Source organism: Candidatus Kinetoplastibacterium oncopeltii TCC290E (assembly GCF_000340865.1).
GTDB classification, from domain to species: Bacteria; Pseudomonadota; Gammaproteobacteria; order Burkholderiales; family Burkholderiaceae_B; genus Kinetoplastidibacterium; species Kinetoplastidibacterium stringomonadis.
In genome coordinates, this window is the sequence record NC_020299.1 from 781,345 (window position 1) to 798,463 (window position 17,119).

The 17,119-nt window shown below is 36.8% G+C and carries 14 protein-coding genes; all 14 read right to left on the reverse strand.

Annotated elements, in window-relative coordinates; translation table 11 throughout:
* Window positions 1-2 precede the first annotated feature (2 nt).
* Window positions 3-332 (reverse strand): 50S ribosomal protein L22, encoded by a 330-nt coding sequence (gene rplV, locus CONE_RS03605; RefSeq protein WP_015397381.1) that lies wholly within the window; start codon window positions 330-332, stop codon window positions 3-5.
* A gap of 4 nt (window positions 333-336) precedes the next feature.
* Entirely contained in the window at window positions 337-612 is a 276-nt protein-coding gene (gene rpsS / locus CONE_RS03610) for a 30S ribosomal protein S19 (protein WP_015389912.1), read from the reverse strand.
* Window positions 613-628: 16 nt separating this feature from the next.
* Window positions 629-1,456 carry a 50S ribosomal protein L2 gene (gene rplB / locus CONE_RS03615; RefSeq protein WP_015397382.1) on the reverse strand — a complete coding sequence of 276 codons (828 nt, stop codon included), beginning with the start codon at window positions 1,454-1,456 and terminating at the stop codon, window positions 629-631.
* The gene (gene rplW / locus CONE_RS03620; RefSeq protein ID WP_015397383.1) at window positions 1,457-1,753 is read right to left on the reverse strand and encodes a 50S ribosomal protein L23; all 297 of its coding nucleotides are present in this window, start codon (window positions 1,751-1,753) and stop codon (window positions 1,457-1,459) included. It lies immediately after the preceding gene.
* On the reverse strand, window positions 1,750-2,367 hold the full coding sequence (gene rplD / locus CONE_RS03625; RefSeq protein ID WP_015397384.1) for a 50S ribosomal protein L4: 618 nt from the start codon (window positions 2,365-2,367) through the stop codon (window positions 1,750-1,752). The genes rplW and rplD overlap by 4 nt, the downstream gene beginning before the upstream one ends.
* A gap of 3 nt (window positions 2,368-2,370) precedes the next feature.
* Complete coding sequence (rplC, locus tag CONE_RS03630) at window positions 2,371-3,066, reverse strand: 50S ribosomal protein L3 (protein WP_015397385.1); 696 nt, start codon at window positions 3,064-3,066, stop codon at window positions 2,371-2,373.
* A gap of 174 nt (window positions 3,067-3,240) precedes the next feature.
* Window positions 3,241-3,552, reverse strand: coding sequence for a 30S ribosomal protein S10 (gene rpsJ, locus CONE_RS03635; protein WP_015389917.1), 312 nt, complete (start codon window positions 3,550-3,552; stop codon window positions 3,241-3,243).
* Between the two features lie 54 nt (window positions 3,553-3,606).
* Entirely contained in the window at window positions 3,607-4,797 is a 1,191-nt protein-coding gene (tuf, locus tag CONE_RS03640) for an elongation factor Tu (protein WP_015397386.1), read from the reverse strand.
* An 80-nt stretch (window positions 4,798-4,877) separates the two neighbouring features.
* Window positions 4,878-6,980 carry an elongation factor G gene (gene fusA / locus CONE_RS03645; protein ID WP_015397387.1) on the reverse strand — a complete coding sequence of 701 codons (2,103 nt, stop codon included), beginning with the start codon at window positions 6,978-6,980 and terminating at the stop codon, window positions 4,878-4,880.
* A 17-nt stretch (window positions 6,981-6,997) separates the two neighbouring features.
* Window positions 6,998-7,468, reverse strand: a complete 471-nt coding sequence (gene rpsG, locus CONE_RS03650; RefSeq protein ID WP_015397388.1) for a 30S ribosomal protein S7 — start codon at window positions 7,466-7,468, stop codon at window positions 6,998-7,000.
* A gap of 119 nt (window positions 7,469-7,587) precedes the next feature.
* Window positions 7,588-7,965 (reverse strand): 30S ribosomal protein S12, encoded by a 378-nt coding sequence (gene rpsL, locus CONE_RS03655; protein ID WP_015397389.1) that lies wholly within the window; start codon window positions 7,963-7,965, stop codon window positions 7,588-7,590.
* A gap of 285 nt (window positions 7,966-8,250) precedes the next feature.
* The gene (gene rpoC, locus CONE_RS03660) at window positions 8,251-12,438 is read right to left on the reverse strand and encodes a DNA-directed RNA polymerase subunit beta' (protein WP_015397390.1); all 4,188 of its coding nucleotides are present in this window, start codon (window positions 12,436-12,438) and stop codon (window positions 8,251-8,253) included.
* Window positions 12,438-16,541 (reverse strand): DNA-directed RNA polymerase subunit beta, encoded by a 4,104-nt coding sequence (gene rpoB / locus CONE_RS03665; RefSeq protein WP_041862218.1) that lies wholly within the window; start codon window positions 16,539-16,541, stop codon window positions 12,438-12,440. Before rpoB ends, rpoC begins: the two co-directional genes overlap by 1 nt.
* A gap of 145 nt (window positions 16,542-16,686) precedes the next feature.
* Window positions 16,687-17,061, reverse strand: coding sequence for a 50S ribosomal protein L7/L12 (gene rplL, locus CONE_RS03670; RefSeq protein WP_015397392.1), 375 nt, complete (start codon window positions 17,059-17,061; stop codon window positions 16,687-16,689).
* Window positions 17,062-17,119: the final 58 nt, after the last annotated feature.

Consider the following 17,119-nt stretch of genomic DNA (forward strand, 5'->3'; position numbering starts at 1 on the left):
CCCTAGGATTCTACCTTAACGGTAATATGACAAGTTTGTTTTTCAATTCGGTTTCCACGACCTTTAGCGCGAGCAGAAAAACGTTTCATAGACTGAGCCTTGTCAATAAAAATTTCTTTAACATATAACTCATCTACATCAGCACCATTATTGTGCTCAGCATTAGCAATTGCAGACTCGACAGCTTTTTTAATAACAGAAGCGGCTTTTTTAGGCGAAAATGTTAATATATTAACCGCCTGAGCAACAGATTTATTTCTTATTAAATCAGCAACCAATCTAACCTTTTGAGCTGACATATGAATTCCACGGATAACAGCAGTAGTTACCATTTAATTACCTCTTCGCCTTCTTGTCTGCAGCATGTCCTTTAAATGTCCTAGTAGCAGCAAATTCACCTAATTTATGACCAACCATATTTTCGTTTATATAAACTGGCACTTGCTGACGACCGTTGTGAACTGCAATTGTTAACCCAATAAAATCAGGAAGAATAGTTGACCTACGAGACCATGTTTTAATTGGTTTTTTATCCTTATTTGCAAAGGCTGCCTCTATCTTTTTCATAAGATGAAGATCGACAAAAGGTCCTTTTTTGATAGAACGTGACATTTTCGTTCGCCTCTTATTATTTACGCTTACGTTTTTGGACTATCATATTATCAGTCCTTTTATTGCGACGAGTTTTATACCCCTTAGCTGGAGTACCCCATGGACTTACAGGTTCTCTAGCCTCACCAGTACGACCCTCTCCTCCACCATGCGGATGATCTACCGGGTTCATGGCAACACCTCGAACCGTAGGACGAACACCACGCCAGCGCATTGCTCCTGCCTTACCTATCTGACGAAGACTATGCTCTTCGTTTCCTACTTCACCCAAAGTTGCGCGACAATCTATATGAATGTTACGAACTTCTCCAGATCTCAAACGAATCTGAGCATAAACACCTTCCCTAGCAAGCAAAACTGCTGATGATCCTGCTGATCTAGCCAGCTGAGCACCTTTACCGGCACGCATCTCTATACAATGTATAGTTGATCCAACAGGTATATTTCGTATAGGCAAAGTATTACCTATACGAATTGGAGACTCAATACCAGACATTAAAACGTCACCAATACTGAGACCTCTAGGAGATATTATATAACGTCGTTCACCATCGGCGTAGCATAAAAGTGCTATATGTGCACTACGATTAGGATCATATTCAAAACGCTCTACTTTAGCAGATATTCCATCTTTACTACGACAAAAATCTACTATTCTATAGTGTTTTTTATGACCTCCACCTTTATGCCTAACTGTGATACGACCATTGTTATTTCTACCGGAGATGCGATTCTTTTTTTCCAACAAAGGAAAAAAAGGATCACCCTTGTGAAGATCTGGGTTTACTAATTTTACTAACCCTCTTCTACCTGGAGAAGTAGGCTTTACCTTTAAAATAGCCATTTATACCACCTCTGCAAAGTTAATCTCATGACCATCGCTAAGGGATACATAAGCTTTCTTTTCATTACGACGATGGCCAATAAAACGACCGAAACGTTTAACTTTGCCTTTTCTATTAAATATGCTTACAGAATCTACTTTTACATTAAAAAGTAGCTCTACAGCTGCCTTAACTTCTATTTTCGTAGCATCTGACAAAACTCTAAAAGTAACTTGTCTATATTTATCAGCAATATTTGTTGTTTTCTCTGTAACTACTGGAGCTAAAATAACTTGCATTAAGCGTTCCGCATTCATCCAAACATCTCCTCTAGTTGATTAACAACTGATTTCGCAATCACTATCTTTTTATAATGAATCAACGATAATGGATCTATATAGCGCGGTTCTATAATAGCTACATGTGGTAAATTACGAGTAGCCAGATAAATATTTTCATCAATCTCGTCTAATATTATTAATATTGACTCAGAGCCAAAATTTTTAATTCTTAAGACAGCTTCTTTGGTCTTTGGAGAATCCAGCTTTAAAGAATCAATTGCTAATATACGATCTTCTTTAACCAATTGAGATAGTATAGATCTGATTCCAGCTCTATACATTTTTTTATTAATCTTTTGAGAAAAATTTTCCTCTGGAGAGTTAGGAAATATACGACCACCTCCTCGCCATAAAGGAGAAGAGGTCATACCTGCTCTTGCGCGACCTGTACCTTTCTGACGCCAAGGTTTTTTGGTACTATGTTTAACGCCTGCACGATCTTTTTGAGCTCTATTGCCAGATCTTGCATTTGCTTGAAATGCAACTACTATTTGATGAATCAGCGATTCATTTACTTCGCTACCAAAAACCAGATCAGAAACATTCATTATAGAAGTCTGATCTTGATTATCAAGGAGCTTTATATCCATTTTCTAGCCCCTCTTCTTTAAGATTTTTTTTATAGCTGGAAGAACAACTATTTCAGAATCAGAATAACCAGGAACAGCTCCTCTAACTATTATTAGGTTTCTAGCTGAATCTATTCTAATTATTTCTAAATTTTGAATAGTGCAAGAGACAGAGCCTAAATGTCCAGGCATTTTCTTTCCAGGAAATACTCTACCTGGATCTTGAGCCTGACCTATAGAACCAGGAGCTCTATGCGAACGAGAATTACCATGAGACGCTCTTTGCGAACTAAAATTATGGCGTTTTATTGCTCCAGCAAAACCCTTGCCTATAGTTGTCCCGGAAACATCAACTTCTTGCCCAACCTCAAAAATTGAGTTTATGTCTAAAACAGAGCCAACAGTAAAATCTAAAGAATCAACGGGATTCAGACGAAATTCTTTTAACAATCTACCTGATTCAATACCAGCATTTGAGTAATGACCTGCCAATGGTTTGTTGATACGTGATGGTTTTCCAACACCATATGCCAACTGCACAGCAGCGTAACCATCTTTTTCTACTGACTTTATTTGTGCAATACGATTATTTGACACATCAAGAACTGTTACGGGGATAGATTCACCTTCATCCGTAAAAATTCTTGTCATGCCAACCTTGCGACCTAACATTCCTAATCTATAGGACGTAGACGTCGAATTCAACATTATTATCTCCATTTCGGCTACGATTGGCCGATGTACTACGTTTTAATAAAAAAACATAAACAAAAACAAACATAGATAATGAACAATCTATATTTGTTTAAGCATATGATTCTATCATGTTAAATTATATATAAGCAATTACATACATGCATAAGAAAACACAACATGATAAGATATCATGAAAAATTATTGCAAAGCAATCTCTACATCTACCCCAGCCGGCAAATCTAATCTCATTAATGCATCTACAGTCTTATCTGTAGGTTCAACTATATCCATCAAACGTTGGTGAGTACGAACCTCGAATTGATCACGAGAAGTTTTGTTAACATGTGGAGATCGCAATAAATCGTAACGACGAATTCTGGTTGGCAAAGGAACTGGTCCTCTAACAATAGCACCAGTGCGTTTTGCTGTATCAACTATTTCTGCAGCAGATTGATCGATTAACTTGTAGTCAAAAGCTTTCAAGCGAATACGAATCTTTTGGTTTTTCATAAATCTTCCTAAAGAACGAAAAACGAAGGCTAAAAGCCTTCGTTATTTATATTTTCAAGCAATAATCTTAGATACTACACCAGCGCCAACAGTCCTACCACCTTCACGTATGGCAAAACGTAATCCTTCTTCCATTGCTATAGGTGATAATAATTTTACTTTCATAGCAACATTATCACCAGGTAATACCATTTCTTTATCTTCTGGTAATTCTATAGTTCCTGTTACATCTGTAGTTCTAAAGTAAAATTGAGGACGATATCCCTTGAAAAACGGAGTATGTCTGCCACCTTCTTCTTTAGATAAAACATATACTTCAGCAGTAAATTCCGTATGTGGAGTAATAGATCCTGGCTTGGCTAGTACTTGACCTCTTTCTACATCCTCTCTCTTAGTTCCTCTAAGCAAGATACCTACATTATCGCCTGCTTGACCTTGATCAAGCATTTTACGAAACATTTCAACACCAGTACATATAGTTTTTACTGTAGGCTTGATACCTATTATCTCTATTTCTTCGCCTACTTTTACTACTCCACGCTCTATGCGACCAGTAACAACAGTTCCACGTCCAGAAATTGAAAATACATCTTCTACAGGTAATAAAAACGCTCCATCTATAGCTCGTTCTGGAGTTGGGATGTAAGTATCTAAAGCATCTGCTAGAGCTAAAATTGCCTGCTCTCCAAGCTCGCCCTTATCGCCTTCTAAAGCTAACTTTGCAGAACCTTTTATGATAGGAGTATCATCACCAGGAAAATCATATTTCGATAATAACTCTCGAACTTCCATTTCAACAAGTTCTAAGAGCTCCTCATCATCGACCATATCTGCTTTATTAAGAAAAACAACAATATAAGGTACACCGACCTGACGAGATAATAATATATGCTCTCTGGTTTGAGGCATTGGACCATCAGCAGCAGAAACAACTAATATAGCACCATCCATCTGTGCAGCACCAGTTATCATATTCTTGACATAATCAGCATGCCCAGGACAATCAACGTGAGCATAATGACGTGCTGATGTTTCATATTCGACATGAGCGGTATTTATAGTAATACCCCTAGCCTTTTCTTCTGGAGCCGCATCAATCTGAGCATAAGCTCGTGCTTCTCCACCAAATTTAGTAGCCAAAACCGTAGTAATAGCAGCTGTTAAAGTTGTTTTACCATGATCAACGTGACCAATCGTACCTACATTTACATGCGGCTTGCTACGTTCAAACTTGCTTTTCGCCATATGTCCCTTCCTTAAACTTTCTTGAATTCAAATAAACATCATTCTAAAAATAGACACAAGAATGATATCATCAATATATTTTACTTTGATCTTGCTGCAATAACATCATCCGCTACGTTCTTTGGTGCTTCTGAATAATGCTTAAACTCCATTGTATATGTAGCTCGCCCTTGAGTTAAGGAACGAAGACTTGTAGCATAACCAAACATTTCGGCCAAAGGAACTTCCGCTTTTATTATTTTGCCACCACCCATGATGTCATCCATACCTTGAACTATTCCTCTACGGGAAGATAAATCACCCATAACAGTACCAGCATAATCTTCTGGAGTCTCAACTTCTACAGCCATCATAGGTTCCAGCAATACTGGACTAGCTCTCCTCAAGCCTTCTTTAAATGCCATGGAGCCAGCCATCTTGAATGCATTCTCATTAGAATCAACATCGTGGTAAGATCCAAAAAATAATGTTACTTTAACATCTACTATAGGATAACCAGCCAATACACCAGACGGCAGAGTTTCTTGAATACCTTTATCAACAGCAGGGATATATTCTCTTGGAACAACACCACCCTTGATAGCATCAACAAACTGATATCCTTCTCCTGGTAATAATGGTTCGACTTTTAATACTACGTGACCATATTGACCTCTACCACCAGACTGTTTAATGAATTTACCTTCGGCTTCCTCGCAAATTTTTCGAATAGTCTCTCTATAAGCAACTTGCGGTCTACCGACATTAGCCTCTACATTAAACTCTCTCTTCATTCGATCTACTAGAATTTCTAAATGCAACTCTCCCATTCCAGATATTATAGTTTGACCAGATTCTTCATCACTGCGAACTCTGAAAGAAGGATCTTCTTGAGCTAAGCGTGATAAAGCCATACCCATTCTTTCTTGATCGCTCTTAGACTTCGGCTCTACTGCTTGTGATATTACTGGCTCAGGAAATATCATTTTTTCTAATGTAATATGTGAATCCATATCACAAAGAGTTTCGCCTGTTGTAACCTCTTTAAGACCAACAACTGCTGCAATATCACCAGATAAAACTTCTTTAATTTCTTCTCTATTGTTAGCATGCATCTGTAGTAATCTGCCAATACGCTCTTTCTTTCCTTTTATCGGATTAAAAATGGTATCACCAGATTTTAAAATCCCTGAGTAGACTCTAATAAATGTTAACTGACCAACAAAGGGATCGCTCATTAATTTAAAAGCTAATGCGGATAATTTTTCTTTATCATCAGCTTTACGAAGAACCTCGTTACCATCATCATCCATACCAGAAACAGGTGGTATATCTACAGGAGAAGGAAGATAATCAATAACAGCATCCAACATTCTTTGTACGCCTTTATTTTTAAAAGCTGATCCACAAAGCATAGGTTGAATTTCGCAAGCAATAGTCCTAGCCCTTATAGCTGAATTAATATCTGATTCATCCAAATTACCAGTTTCCAGATACTTGTTCATAAATTCTTCTGAAAATTCAGCAGCAACTTCTAATAGATTTTCTCTCCATTTTTCCGCTTGATCTTTTAATTCTGAAGATATTTCTTGATAATTAAATTTTGTACCCTGACTTTGCTCATCCCATATGATGGCTTTCATTTTTACAAGATCGACTACACCCATAAATTTATCTTCAGATCCAATAGGTATAACTATAGGAACAGGATTAGCTCTCAAACGTAATTTAAGCTGATCATAAACTTTAAAGAAATTAGCGCCGGTCCTATCCATTTTATTAACAAATGCAAGTCGTGGAACTTTATATTTATTTGCCTGACGCCATACAGTTTCTGATTGAGGCTGAACTCCACCAACAGCACAGTAAACCATACAAGCACCATCCAATACCCTCATTGAACGTTCTACTTCTATAGTAAAATCCACATGACCTGGAGTATCAATTATATTTATTCTATGCTCTGGATAATTGTTAGCCATCCCTTTCCAGAAAGCGGTAGTCGCAGCAGAAGTAATAGTTATACCACGCTCTTGTTCTTGCTCCATCCAATCCATAGTAGCAGCACCATCATGGACTTCACCAATCTTATGGTTAACACCAGTATAAAATAAGATTCTCTCTGTGGTAGTAGTTTTACCTGCATCTATATGAGCAGAAATACCTATATTGCGGTAGTATTCTACCGGAGTTTTACGAGACATTGTTATATTACTCCTAACTACCAACGGAAATGGCTAAATGCTTTATTAGCTTCTGCCATTTTATGAGTATCTTCTCTTTTCTTCATGGCAGATCCCCTAGATTCAGAAGCGTCCATTAATTCTCCTGCTAAACGAAGATCCATAGATTTTTCACCACGTTTTTTGGCTGCTTCACGAACCCAACGCATAGATAAAGCTAATCTACGAACAGGCCTAACTTCAATAGGAACTTGATAATTCGCACCACCAACACGACGACTTTTTACTTCTACGATAGGTTTTACATTATTAATAGCAAGACTAAATATTTCTAAAGGAGTTTTCCCTGTTTTATTGCTAATATGATCTAATGCACCGTAAACAATACGTTCAGCAACAGCTTTTTTACCACTTAACATAACGATGTTAATAAATTTAGCTAGTTCTATGCTGCCAAATTTAGGATCTGGTAAAATTTCTCTTTTGGGAATTTCTCTACGACGTGACATTTACTAACTTCCTTGTGTAATTCAGTTGAACTATTAAAGTCAAAGCTGCTTAAAAAAACAGCCACTTACATACCACTTAACAAAAAGTGGATACACTATGTATAATTTTCATTATAACATTACGATTTTTTAGAACGTTTTGCTCCATATTTGGAACGAGCTTGTTTACGATTCTTAACACCTTGCAAATCAAGTGAGCCTCGAACAATATGGTACCTAACACCCGGAAGATCCTTTACACGACCACCACGGACTAAAACCACCGAATGTTCCTGCAAATTATGTCCTTCACCACCAATATACGAAATAACTTCATAACCATTGGTTAGGCGAACTTTAGCAACTTTACGCATTGCTGAGTTAGGTTTCTTAGGAGTCGTCGTGTAAACACGAGTGCATACTCCTCTACGTTGAGGACAATTTTCCAAGGCCGGACTTTTATTCTTGATAACGCTGACCTCGCGCGGTTTACGCACAAGCTGGCTGATAGTAGGCATATACTATAAAATCCCTTTATATTACATTTCTGTTTAACAATTATTTATGCTTCTACAGACAAAAATAGTAACACAGGTAACTAAAACAAAAATAACCCAATTAATACCTGGTATATTGATATAGTAAACCTGCAAATAATAAAAATAAAAAACAATGCTAATACAGCAATAGCATCGACAAATTAACCACAATCATAAAAACAAAATATAAATGAGGATGATACCTTCGTTATGTCTGATTGTCAAAGTAGAAAACATACAGTATACAATCAGACATAAAAATCATTAAAAAATAGCATTCTCAAAAGGATCGATAGAATCTCTAGATGGAGATTTATCCAACTCGTCAGAATGGCTGTTCTTAGCCTTACGTGCATTATGACACGATAAACCAGTACCAGCTGGAATCAAGCGGCCCACAATAACATTTTCTTTAAGACCCCTTAAATCATCACGCTTACCCATAATTGCAGCTTCTGTTAATACACGTGTAGTCTCTTGAAACGATGCTGCTGATATAAAAGAATCCGTAGACAGAGAAGCCTTTGTAATTCCCAATAAAATATTATCATACGTTGCATGCATTTCTCCTTTAGAAGTAACGCGATCATTCTCATTTAATAGCTCTGACCTCTCTACCTGCTCTCCAGGAATAAATTTAGTATCACCTGGGTTAGAGATTAAGACTCTACGTAACATCTGACGAACAATTACTTCTATGTGTTTATCATTTATTTTTACACCTTGTAAACGATAAACATCTTGAACTTCATTTACTATATAAGAAACAAGACTCTCTACACCTTGTAATCTTAGTATATCATGTGGATCTGCAGGACCATCTACTATAACTTCACCTTTGTTTACTACTTGACCATCATGCACCAATATTTGTTTTTCTTTAGAAATTAAGAATTCATGAGAAACACCGTCTAGATCAGTAATAATAAGCCTTTGCTTACCTTTTGTTTCTTTTCCAAACGACACTGTTCCTGTTACCTCAGCAAGCATACCTGAATCTTTTGGAGATCTAGCTTCAAATAATTCAGCAACACGTGGCAAACCACCAGTTATATCACGTATCTTCTGTGATTCTTGAGGTATTCTTGCTAATATTTCTCCTATCGATACAGATTGTCCATCACGAACAGTAATAAGGGCACCAATAGGAAAAGCTATATTTACAGCATGATCCGTACCTGCTATTTTAACTTCATCTCCAGACTCATTAATAAGTTTAATCTGCGGACGCATCATAATCTTATTTCCACGAGTTTTAGGTGTTATTACAACTAAAGTAGATAGTCCTGTTAAATCATCAACTTGCTTAGCAACAGTAACGCCTTCTTCTATATTCTCAAATTTAACTACTCCTGAATATTCAGATACTATAGGTCTGGTCAAAGGATCCCATGATGATAGTCTCATTCCAGCTTTAATATTTTCCCCATCTCCAACTAATAAAATAGCTCCATAAGGTATTTTATGTCTTTCACGTTCTCGAGAGTTTTCATCAAAAACTGCCAATTCTCCTGAACGAGAAATTGCAATGCGCTCACCTTTAGGGTTAGTAACATATCTCATGGTACCCATAAAACCTACAATACCATTTGATTTTGTTTCTACAAAACTAGCTAAAGCTGAGCGAGAGGCTGCACCACCAATATGAAAAGTTCTCATGGTCAGCTGAGTTCCTGGTTCTCCAATAGATTGAGCTGCTATAACACCAACCGCTTCTCCTATATCAACAGGAGTACCTCTACCTAAATCTCTACCATAACAAGAAGCACATAGACCACGCCTTGTTTCACATGTCAAAGGAGTTCTTATTCGTACTTCATCTATACCTAGAGAATCTATTTTTTCTACTAAACTCTCATCTAACAGAGTACCAACAGGAATAACAATATCTCTAGTATCAGGATTAACAATATCTGATGCAGTAACACGTCCTAGTATTCTATCATGCAATGACTCTATTACCTCACCACCCTCAATAAGAGCCTTCATGTTATAACCGTGAGAAGTTCCACAATCATATTCAGTAATTACTAAATCCTGAGTAACATCTACTAAACGACGAGTCAAATATCCAGAATTTGCTGTTTTTAAAGCAGTATCAGCCAAACCTTTACGAGCACCATGTGTTGAAATAAAGTACTGTAAAACGTTTAATCCTTCCCGAAAATTAGCACTAATTGGTGTTTCAATTATAGATCCATCAGGTTTCGCCATTAATCCTCTCATACCAGCCAACTGACGTATCTGCGCTGCAGATCCTCTAGCACCAGAATCAGCCATCATATAAATAGAATTAAAAGATTCCTGAGTGGTAATGTTTCCATTTCTATCTATTACTGTTTCAGTAGCTATATATTCCATCATAGCCTTGCCTACTCTATCACTAGCTTTACCCCATATATCCACAACATTATTATACCTTTCTTGAGAAGTTACTAGCCCTGATGAATACTGCTTATCTATCTCTTTCACTTCCTGATTTGCTTCCGAAAGAATATTTACCTTTGCTTTTGGAATTAACATATCTTCCATAGCAATGGATATACCAGCTCTAGTAGCCAAGGAAAATCCAGCTTGCATAAGCTTGTCAGCGAAAATCACAGTAGCTCTTAATCCACAACGCCTAAAAGAATAATTTATTAAACGGGAAATTTCTTTCTTTTTCAACGTTTTGTTTAAAACAGAAAATGATAAACCCTTGGGCAATGTTTCTGAAAGCAGTGCTCTACCAACAGTAGTTTCATAGCGACGAACAACTGGAAAAAAATTATCTTCATTGCCATGCTCATATTCCGTGATTCTAACTGAAACAAGACTCTGTAACTCAACTTCATTATTATGATAAGCTCTCTGAACTTCTGAAACATCAGAAAAACACATATGCTCACCTAAACCATTTATACGTTCACGAGTGGCATAATATAAACCTAACACTATATCCTGAGAAGGTACTATAGATGGCTCACCGTTGGCAGGAAACAATATATTATTAGAAGATAACATAAGAGTACGAGCTTCTAATTGCGCTTCCAAAGATAAAGGCACATGCACAGCCATTTGATCCCCGTCAAAATCAGCATTAAAAGCTGCACATACTAATGGGTGCAACTGTATAGCCTTTCCTTCTATAAGAACTGGCTCAAAAGCCTGAATCCCTAATCTATGTAGAGTTGGAGCTCTATTTAACATAACTGGGTGCTCTCTAATTACCTCTTCTAGGATATCCCATACTACTGGATCTTGACTATCAACCATCTTTTTAGAAGCCTTGATAGTGTTAGAAAGTCCCATTATCTCAAGTTTATTGAATATAAAAGGTTTAAATAATTCCAAAGCCATTAGCTTAGGTATACCACATTGATGCAATTTAAGCTGAGGACCAACTACTATGACAGAACGACCCGAGTAATCTACTCTCTTGCCTAATAGATTTTGGCGGAACCTACCACCCTTACCTTTAATCATATCTGCTAAGGATTTTAACTGGCGCTTATTAACACCAGTCATTGCTTTACCTCTGCGACCATTGTCAAGTAAAGAATCAACTGCTTCTTGAAGCATTCTTTTTTCATTTCTAAGAATAATTTCAGGAGCCTTGAGCTCTATCAATCTTTTCAAACGATTATTGCGATTTATAACACGACGATATAAATCATTTAAATCAGAAGTAGCGAAACGTCCACCATCTAGCGGAACAAGGGGCCTTAAATCAGGTGGTAATACAGGCAAGACCTCCATGATCATCCATTCTGCTTTTATACCAGACCTATGGAATCCTTCCATTACTTTTAATCTTTTGGATATTTTCTTTACTTTAGCCTCAGAATTAGTGTTTTTAATCTCACTTCTAAGAACTTCAATTTCTCGGTTGATATCCATAGTACGCAACAATTCGCGTACAGCTTCAGCCCCCATTAAAGCCTTAAATTCATCACCATATTCTTCTGTTTTTGCTAAAAAATCGTCGTCAGTCATAATCTGACAACGTTTTAGAGATGTCATGCCTGCATCAATAACACACCAAGCTTCAAAATATAGAACCCTTTCTATATCACGTAGTGTCATGTCCAGTACTATACCTAATCTGGACGGCAAACTTTTTAGGAACCAAATATGTGCAACTGGGCTAGCTAGCTCTATGTGCCCCATTCTTTCCCTACGAACTTTCGATGCAGTTACCTCAACTCCACATTTCTCGCAAATAACACCTCTATGCTTTAGGCGCTTATATTTACCGCATAAACATTCATAATCTTTTATAGGCCCAAATATCTTTGAGCAAAATAAACCATCTCTTTCTGGCTTAAAAGTACGATAATTTATAGTTTCTGGCTTACGAACTTCTCCATATGACCAGGAACGAATCTTCTCTGGCGAAGCAAGACTGACTTTTATAGAATCAAACTGCTCATCCGGAGAAACCTGTTTAAAAAGATCAATAAGAGCCTTCATTAGTTACGCTCCAAATCTATATCCAAACCTAAAGAACGAATTTCTTTAACAAGAACATTAAAGGATTCAGGCATTCCTGCCTCGATTAAATGATCTCCTTTCACTATACTTTCGTAAACCTTAGTTCTTCCTGAAATATCATCAGATTTTACTGTCAACATTTCCTGTAATGTATAAGCAGCACCGTAAGCTTCCAAAGCCCAAACCTCCATTTCACCGAAACGCTGACCGCCAAATTGTGCTTTACCACCTAAAGGCTGTTGGGTGACTAAAGAATAAGGACCTATTGATCTTGCATGCATCTTATCATCAACTAAATGATGTAATTTTAAATAATACATATATCCAACAGTAACAGGTCGTTCAAATTTCTCTCCAGTTCTACCGTCAAACAACCAAGACTGTGCTCTAGACTTAGTCAATTGCATCTTGTCAGCAATGTTATCTGGATAAGCTATATTTAGTAGCTCTTGAATTTCTTTTTCATCTACACCATCAAAAACAGGAGTAGCAACAGGTAAACCTGACCTTAAGTTATTAGCTAGTTCCAATACTTCATTGTCTGTCAAGCTGTCTATAGAAACAGTATTAGATTTATAAATCTTGCACAAATAATCTCTAATTTTTGAAACTTGCTGTTTTGATTCAAGATTTATGACATCACTAATACGAGATCCTATTCCTTTAGCAGCCCATCCTAAATGAACCTCTAAAACTTGTCCTACATTCATCCTAGACGGGACACCTAAAGGATTTAAAACAATGTCAACTGGTGTTCCATCTGCCATGTAAGGCATATCCTCAACAGGAACGATTCTAGAAACAACACCTTTATTACCATGTCTACCAGCCATTTTATCACCAGGTTGCAATCTGCGTTTCACTGCTAGATATACCTTTACCATCTTAAGTACACCAGGAGGTAGCTCATCTCCTTGTGTTAATTTTTTTCTTTTGTCCTCAAACAAAGAATCGAACTGTTTCCTTTCCTGTTCAAGAGAGTATTTTGCTTGCTCTAAGATACTAGCAAACTCTTCTGATTCAAGACGAATATCAAACCAGTGCCAATGATCGAGAGAATGAAGATAATCTTTAGTAATCAATGATCCTTTTGATAATTTTAAAGGTCCACCATTAGCCACACGATTCAATAATATTTTTTCAACCCTATCGAATAGATCTTTCTCAACTATGCGTAAACGATCATTTAGATCTTGACGATATTTTTTAAGATCATCATCAATAATAGATTGAGCACGATTATCTCTTATAACACCCTCTCTGGTAAAAACTCTAACATCTATTACAGTACCGCTCATACCAGATGGAACTCTCAAAGAAGTGTCTTTTACATCAGATGCTTTTTCCCCAAAGATAGCTCTAAGTAATTTTTCTTCTGGTGTTAATTGAGTTTCTCCCTTTGGAGTCACCTTACCAACTAAAACGTCATCAGGACCTACTTCAGCTCCTATACAGATAATACCGGAATCATCTAATCTATTTAATTGAACTTCAGAAAGATTGCTGATATCTCTAGTAATATCTTCTGGACCAAGCTTAGTGTCTCTAGCAACAATAGTTAATTCTTCTATATGAACTGAGGTATATCTATCATCAGAAACAACTTTTTCAGAAATAAGTATAGAATCTTCAAAGTTATAACCATTCCATGGCATGAATGCAATCAGCATATTCTGACCTAAAGCTAGTTCACCTAGATCTGTTGAGGCACCGTCAGCTAGAACATCGCCTTTTGCAACATTATCACCGAGTTTTACTATAGGACGTTGGTTTATATTTGTATTTTGATTTGATCTTGTATATTTAATTAGATTATATATGTCAACGCCTACCTCTCCAGCTATATTTTCTGCATCATTAACTCTGATAACTATACGCTCGGCATCAACATAATCAACTACACCACCTCTTAAAGCTTGAACAATCGTTCCGGAATCAACAGCGACTATACGTTCAAGGCCAGTACCAACAATAGGTTTTTCTGGAGATAAACAAGGAACAGCTTGCCTCTGCATATTTGCACCCATGAGGGCCCTATTAGCATCATCATGTTCTAAGAAAGGAATTAAGGAAGCAGCAACAGATACTATTTGAGAAGGAGCAACATCCATATAATGAACGTTGCTTGGAGCTGTTAACAAAGTTTCTCCAGACTCTCTACAGGCAACGAGTTCATCTATAAAAACACCATTATCATCTAATTCAGCATTCGCTTGAGCAATAACATAATTACTCTCTTCTATAGCTGATAGATAATCAATTTGATCACTAACCTTGCCACTAACAACTTTTCTGTATGGAGTTTCCAAAAAACCATATTCATTTAAACGGGCATATAAAGACATTGAGTTTATAAGACCAATATTAGGACCTTCAGGAGTTTCTATTGGGCAAACTCTGCCGTAATGTGTTGGATGGACATCACGCACCTCAAATCCAGCTCTATCTCTTGTTAAGCCACCAGGGCCTAGAGCAGAAACACGACGCTTGTGTGTAACCTCAGATAAAGGATTCGTTTGATCCATAAATTGAGATAACTGACTTGAACCAAAGAATTCTTTTATAGCAGCAGAAATTGGTTTAGAATTTATCAAATCGTGAGGCATTAAATTATCAACCTCTGCTTGGCCTAGTCTTTCCTTAACCGCTCTCTCAACTCTTACCAAACCAGATCTAAATTGATTTTCGGTTAGCTCTCCTACACATCTAACTCTACGATTTCCAAGATGATCTATATCATCTATGTTTCCGTTTCCATTGCGCAAATTGACCAATAACTTTATAATGTCAAGAATATCTTCACCAGTTAAGATAGTTTTATCAATTGAATCTTCACGGCCAAGCCTACTATTTATCTTCATTCTTCCGACACGAGATAAATCATATGTATTATCACTGAAAAATAACCGATCGAATAAAGACTCAACAGCTTCTTCCGTGGGAGGCTCACCTGGTCTCATCATACGATATATGGCTATTCTAGCAGACATCTGATCAACAGTTTCGTCTATTCTAAGAGTCTGAGAAATATAAGCACCTCTATCTAAATCATTTATATACAAGGTCTTAATATTTTCGATACAAGAATTCCTTAAAGTCTCTAAAGTTTGTTCTGATATCTCCTCATTAGCACGAATCAAAATCTCGCCAGTCTCAGAATCAATAATATTCTCTGCAATAATTCTGCCAAGCAAAAAATCATCCGATACGGTAATTGTATTTATATTAGATTGAGAAATTAGTTTTATACCTCTGGAACTAATTCTTTTATCCTTTTCTAATATAATATTACCTTCTTTATCAACAATATCAAAGCTAGCAACTTCACCCTTCCATCTTTCAGGGACAAATTCTAAGATAGCACCACTGCTTTTTAACTCAAAAGTATCAAAATCAAAGAAATAAGAAAGTATAAATTCATCTAGGAAACCAATTGCCTTAAGTAAAATTGTTACAGGCATCTTCCTTCTACGGTCTATTCTAAAAAATAATATATCTTTAGGATCAAACTCAAAATCTAACCATGAACCACGATAGGGTATAATTCTAGCTGAAAATAATAATTTTCCTGAGCTGTGAGTTTTACCTTTGTCATGTTCAAAAAATACTCCGGGGGATCTATGTAATTGAGAAACCACAACCCGCTCAGTGCCGTTAATAATGAAAGAACCTGCAGATGTCATAAGAGGGATTTCTCCCATATAAACTTCCTGTTCCTTCACTTCCTTTACATTAGATTTATTTGAATCTTTATCTATTAGAACTAAACGTAATTTCGCCCTTAAAGGAGAAGCATAAGATAAACCACGCTGCTGACACTCTTTTACATCAAACATAGGATCACTTAGAGAATAACTAACAAACTCTAGGAAAGCTGATCCATTATGGCTGATTATTGGGAAAATTGACAAAAAAGCTGCTTGTAACCCATCAACAGAACGCATAGATGGATTAACACCAGCCTGCAAAAATGATTGATAAGATTTCAATTGAGTAGCAAGAAGGCATGGGATTTTTTGTACATCTTCACGCTTAGCAAAACTTTTACGAATACGCTTTTTTTCGGTATACGAATAAGGCATGAACACTCCGACTCGAAGTTGCATGAACCGTCCACCACGGTTCTAGGTTAACACGTTTCCAGGAAACTCTTAGAAACAAAAATCTCCTGGAAACGCAAAAACCCGGAGATAGTTACATACCAACTCCGGGTAGCGTTATAGCTAATTACTTTATTTCAGATTTTGCGCCGGCATCATCAAGTTTTTTCTTGATACTTTCAGCATCAGACTTAGAAACACCTTCCTTAACTGCTTTAGGTGCACCATCAACTAAATCTTTAGCCTCTTTTAACCCTAAACCTGTTAATTCACGAACAGCTTTAATAACACTAACCTTGTTAGCTCCTGCTTCTAAAAGCATTACATTAAATTCTGTTTGCTCTTCAACTGCAGCAGCATTACCACCAGCTGGTGCGGCAACTGCAACAGCTGCTGCAGCAGAAACACCAAATTTTTCTTCCATAGCTTTAATAAGCTCAGAAAGATCTAATACTGTCATATTAGCGACAGCTTCTAGAATTTCATTTTTATTTAAAGACATTTAAAGAACTCCAAAATTATAAGCTAGACAAAATTGTCTTGCTAATGAATAAGCAAAA

Coding starts and splice junctions, on each gene's coding strand:
- tuf (WP_015397386.1), bottom strand. CDS start 4,797: ATGGCGAAAAGCAAGTTTGAACGTAGCAAGCCGCATGTAAATGTAGGT.
- rplC (WP_015397385.1), bottom strand. CDS start 3,066: ATGGAGATAATAATGTTGAATTCGACGTCTACGTCCTATAGATTAGGA.
- fusA (WP_015397387.1), bottom strand. CDS start 6,980: ATGTCTCGTAAAACTCCGGTAGAATACTACCGCAATATAGGTATTTCT.
- rpsJ (WP_015389917.1), bottom strand. CDS start 3,552: ATGAAAAACCAAAAGATTCGTATTCGCTTGAAAGCTTTTGACTACAAG.
- rplW (WP_015397383.1), bottom strand. CDS start 1,753: ATGAATGCGGAACGCTTAATGCAAGTTATTTTAGCTCCAGTAGTTACA.
- rpsG (WP_015397388.1), bottom strand. CDS start 7,468: ATGTCACGTCGTAGAGAAATTCCCAAAAGAGAAATTTTACCAGATCCT.
- rpsL (WP_015397389.1), bottom strand. CDS start 7,965: ATGCCTACTATCAGCCAGCTTGTGCGTAAACCGCGCGAGGTCAGCGTT.
- rplD (WP_015397384.1), bottom strand. CDS start 2,367: ATGGATATAAAGCTCCTTGATAATCAAGATCAGACTTCTATAATGAAT.
- rpoB (WP_041862218.1), bottom strand. CDS start 16,541: ATGCCTTATTCGTATACCGAAAAAAAGCGTATTCGTAAAAGTTTTGCT.
- rplV (WP_015397381.1), bottom strand. CDS start 332: ATGGTAACTACTGCTGTTATCCGTGGAATTCATATGTCAGCTCAAAAG.
- rplB (WP_015397382.1), bottom strand. CDS start 1,456: ATGGCTATTTTAAAGGTAAAGCCTACTTCTCCAGGTAGAAGAGGGTTA.
- rpsS (WP_015389912.1), bottom strand. CDS start 612: ATGTCACGTTCTATCAAAAAAGGACCTTTTGTCGATCTTCATCTTATG.
- rpoC (WP_015397390.1), bottom strand. CDS start 12,438: ATGAAGGCTCTTATTGATCTTTTTAAACAGGTTTCTCCGGATGAGCAG.
- rplL (WP_015397392.1), bottom strand. CDS start 17,061: ATGTCTTTAAATAAAAATGAAATTCTAGAAGCTGTCGCTAATATGACA.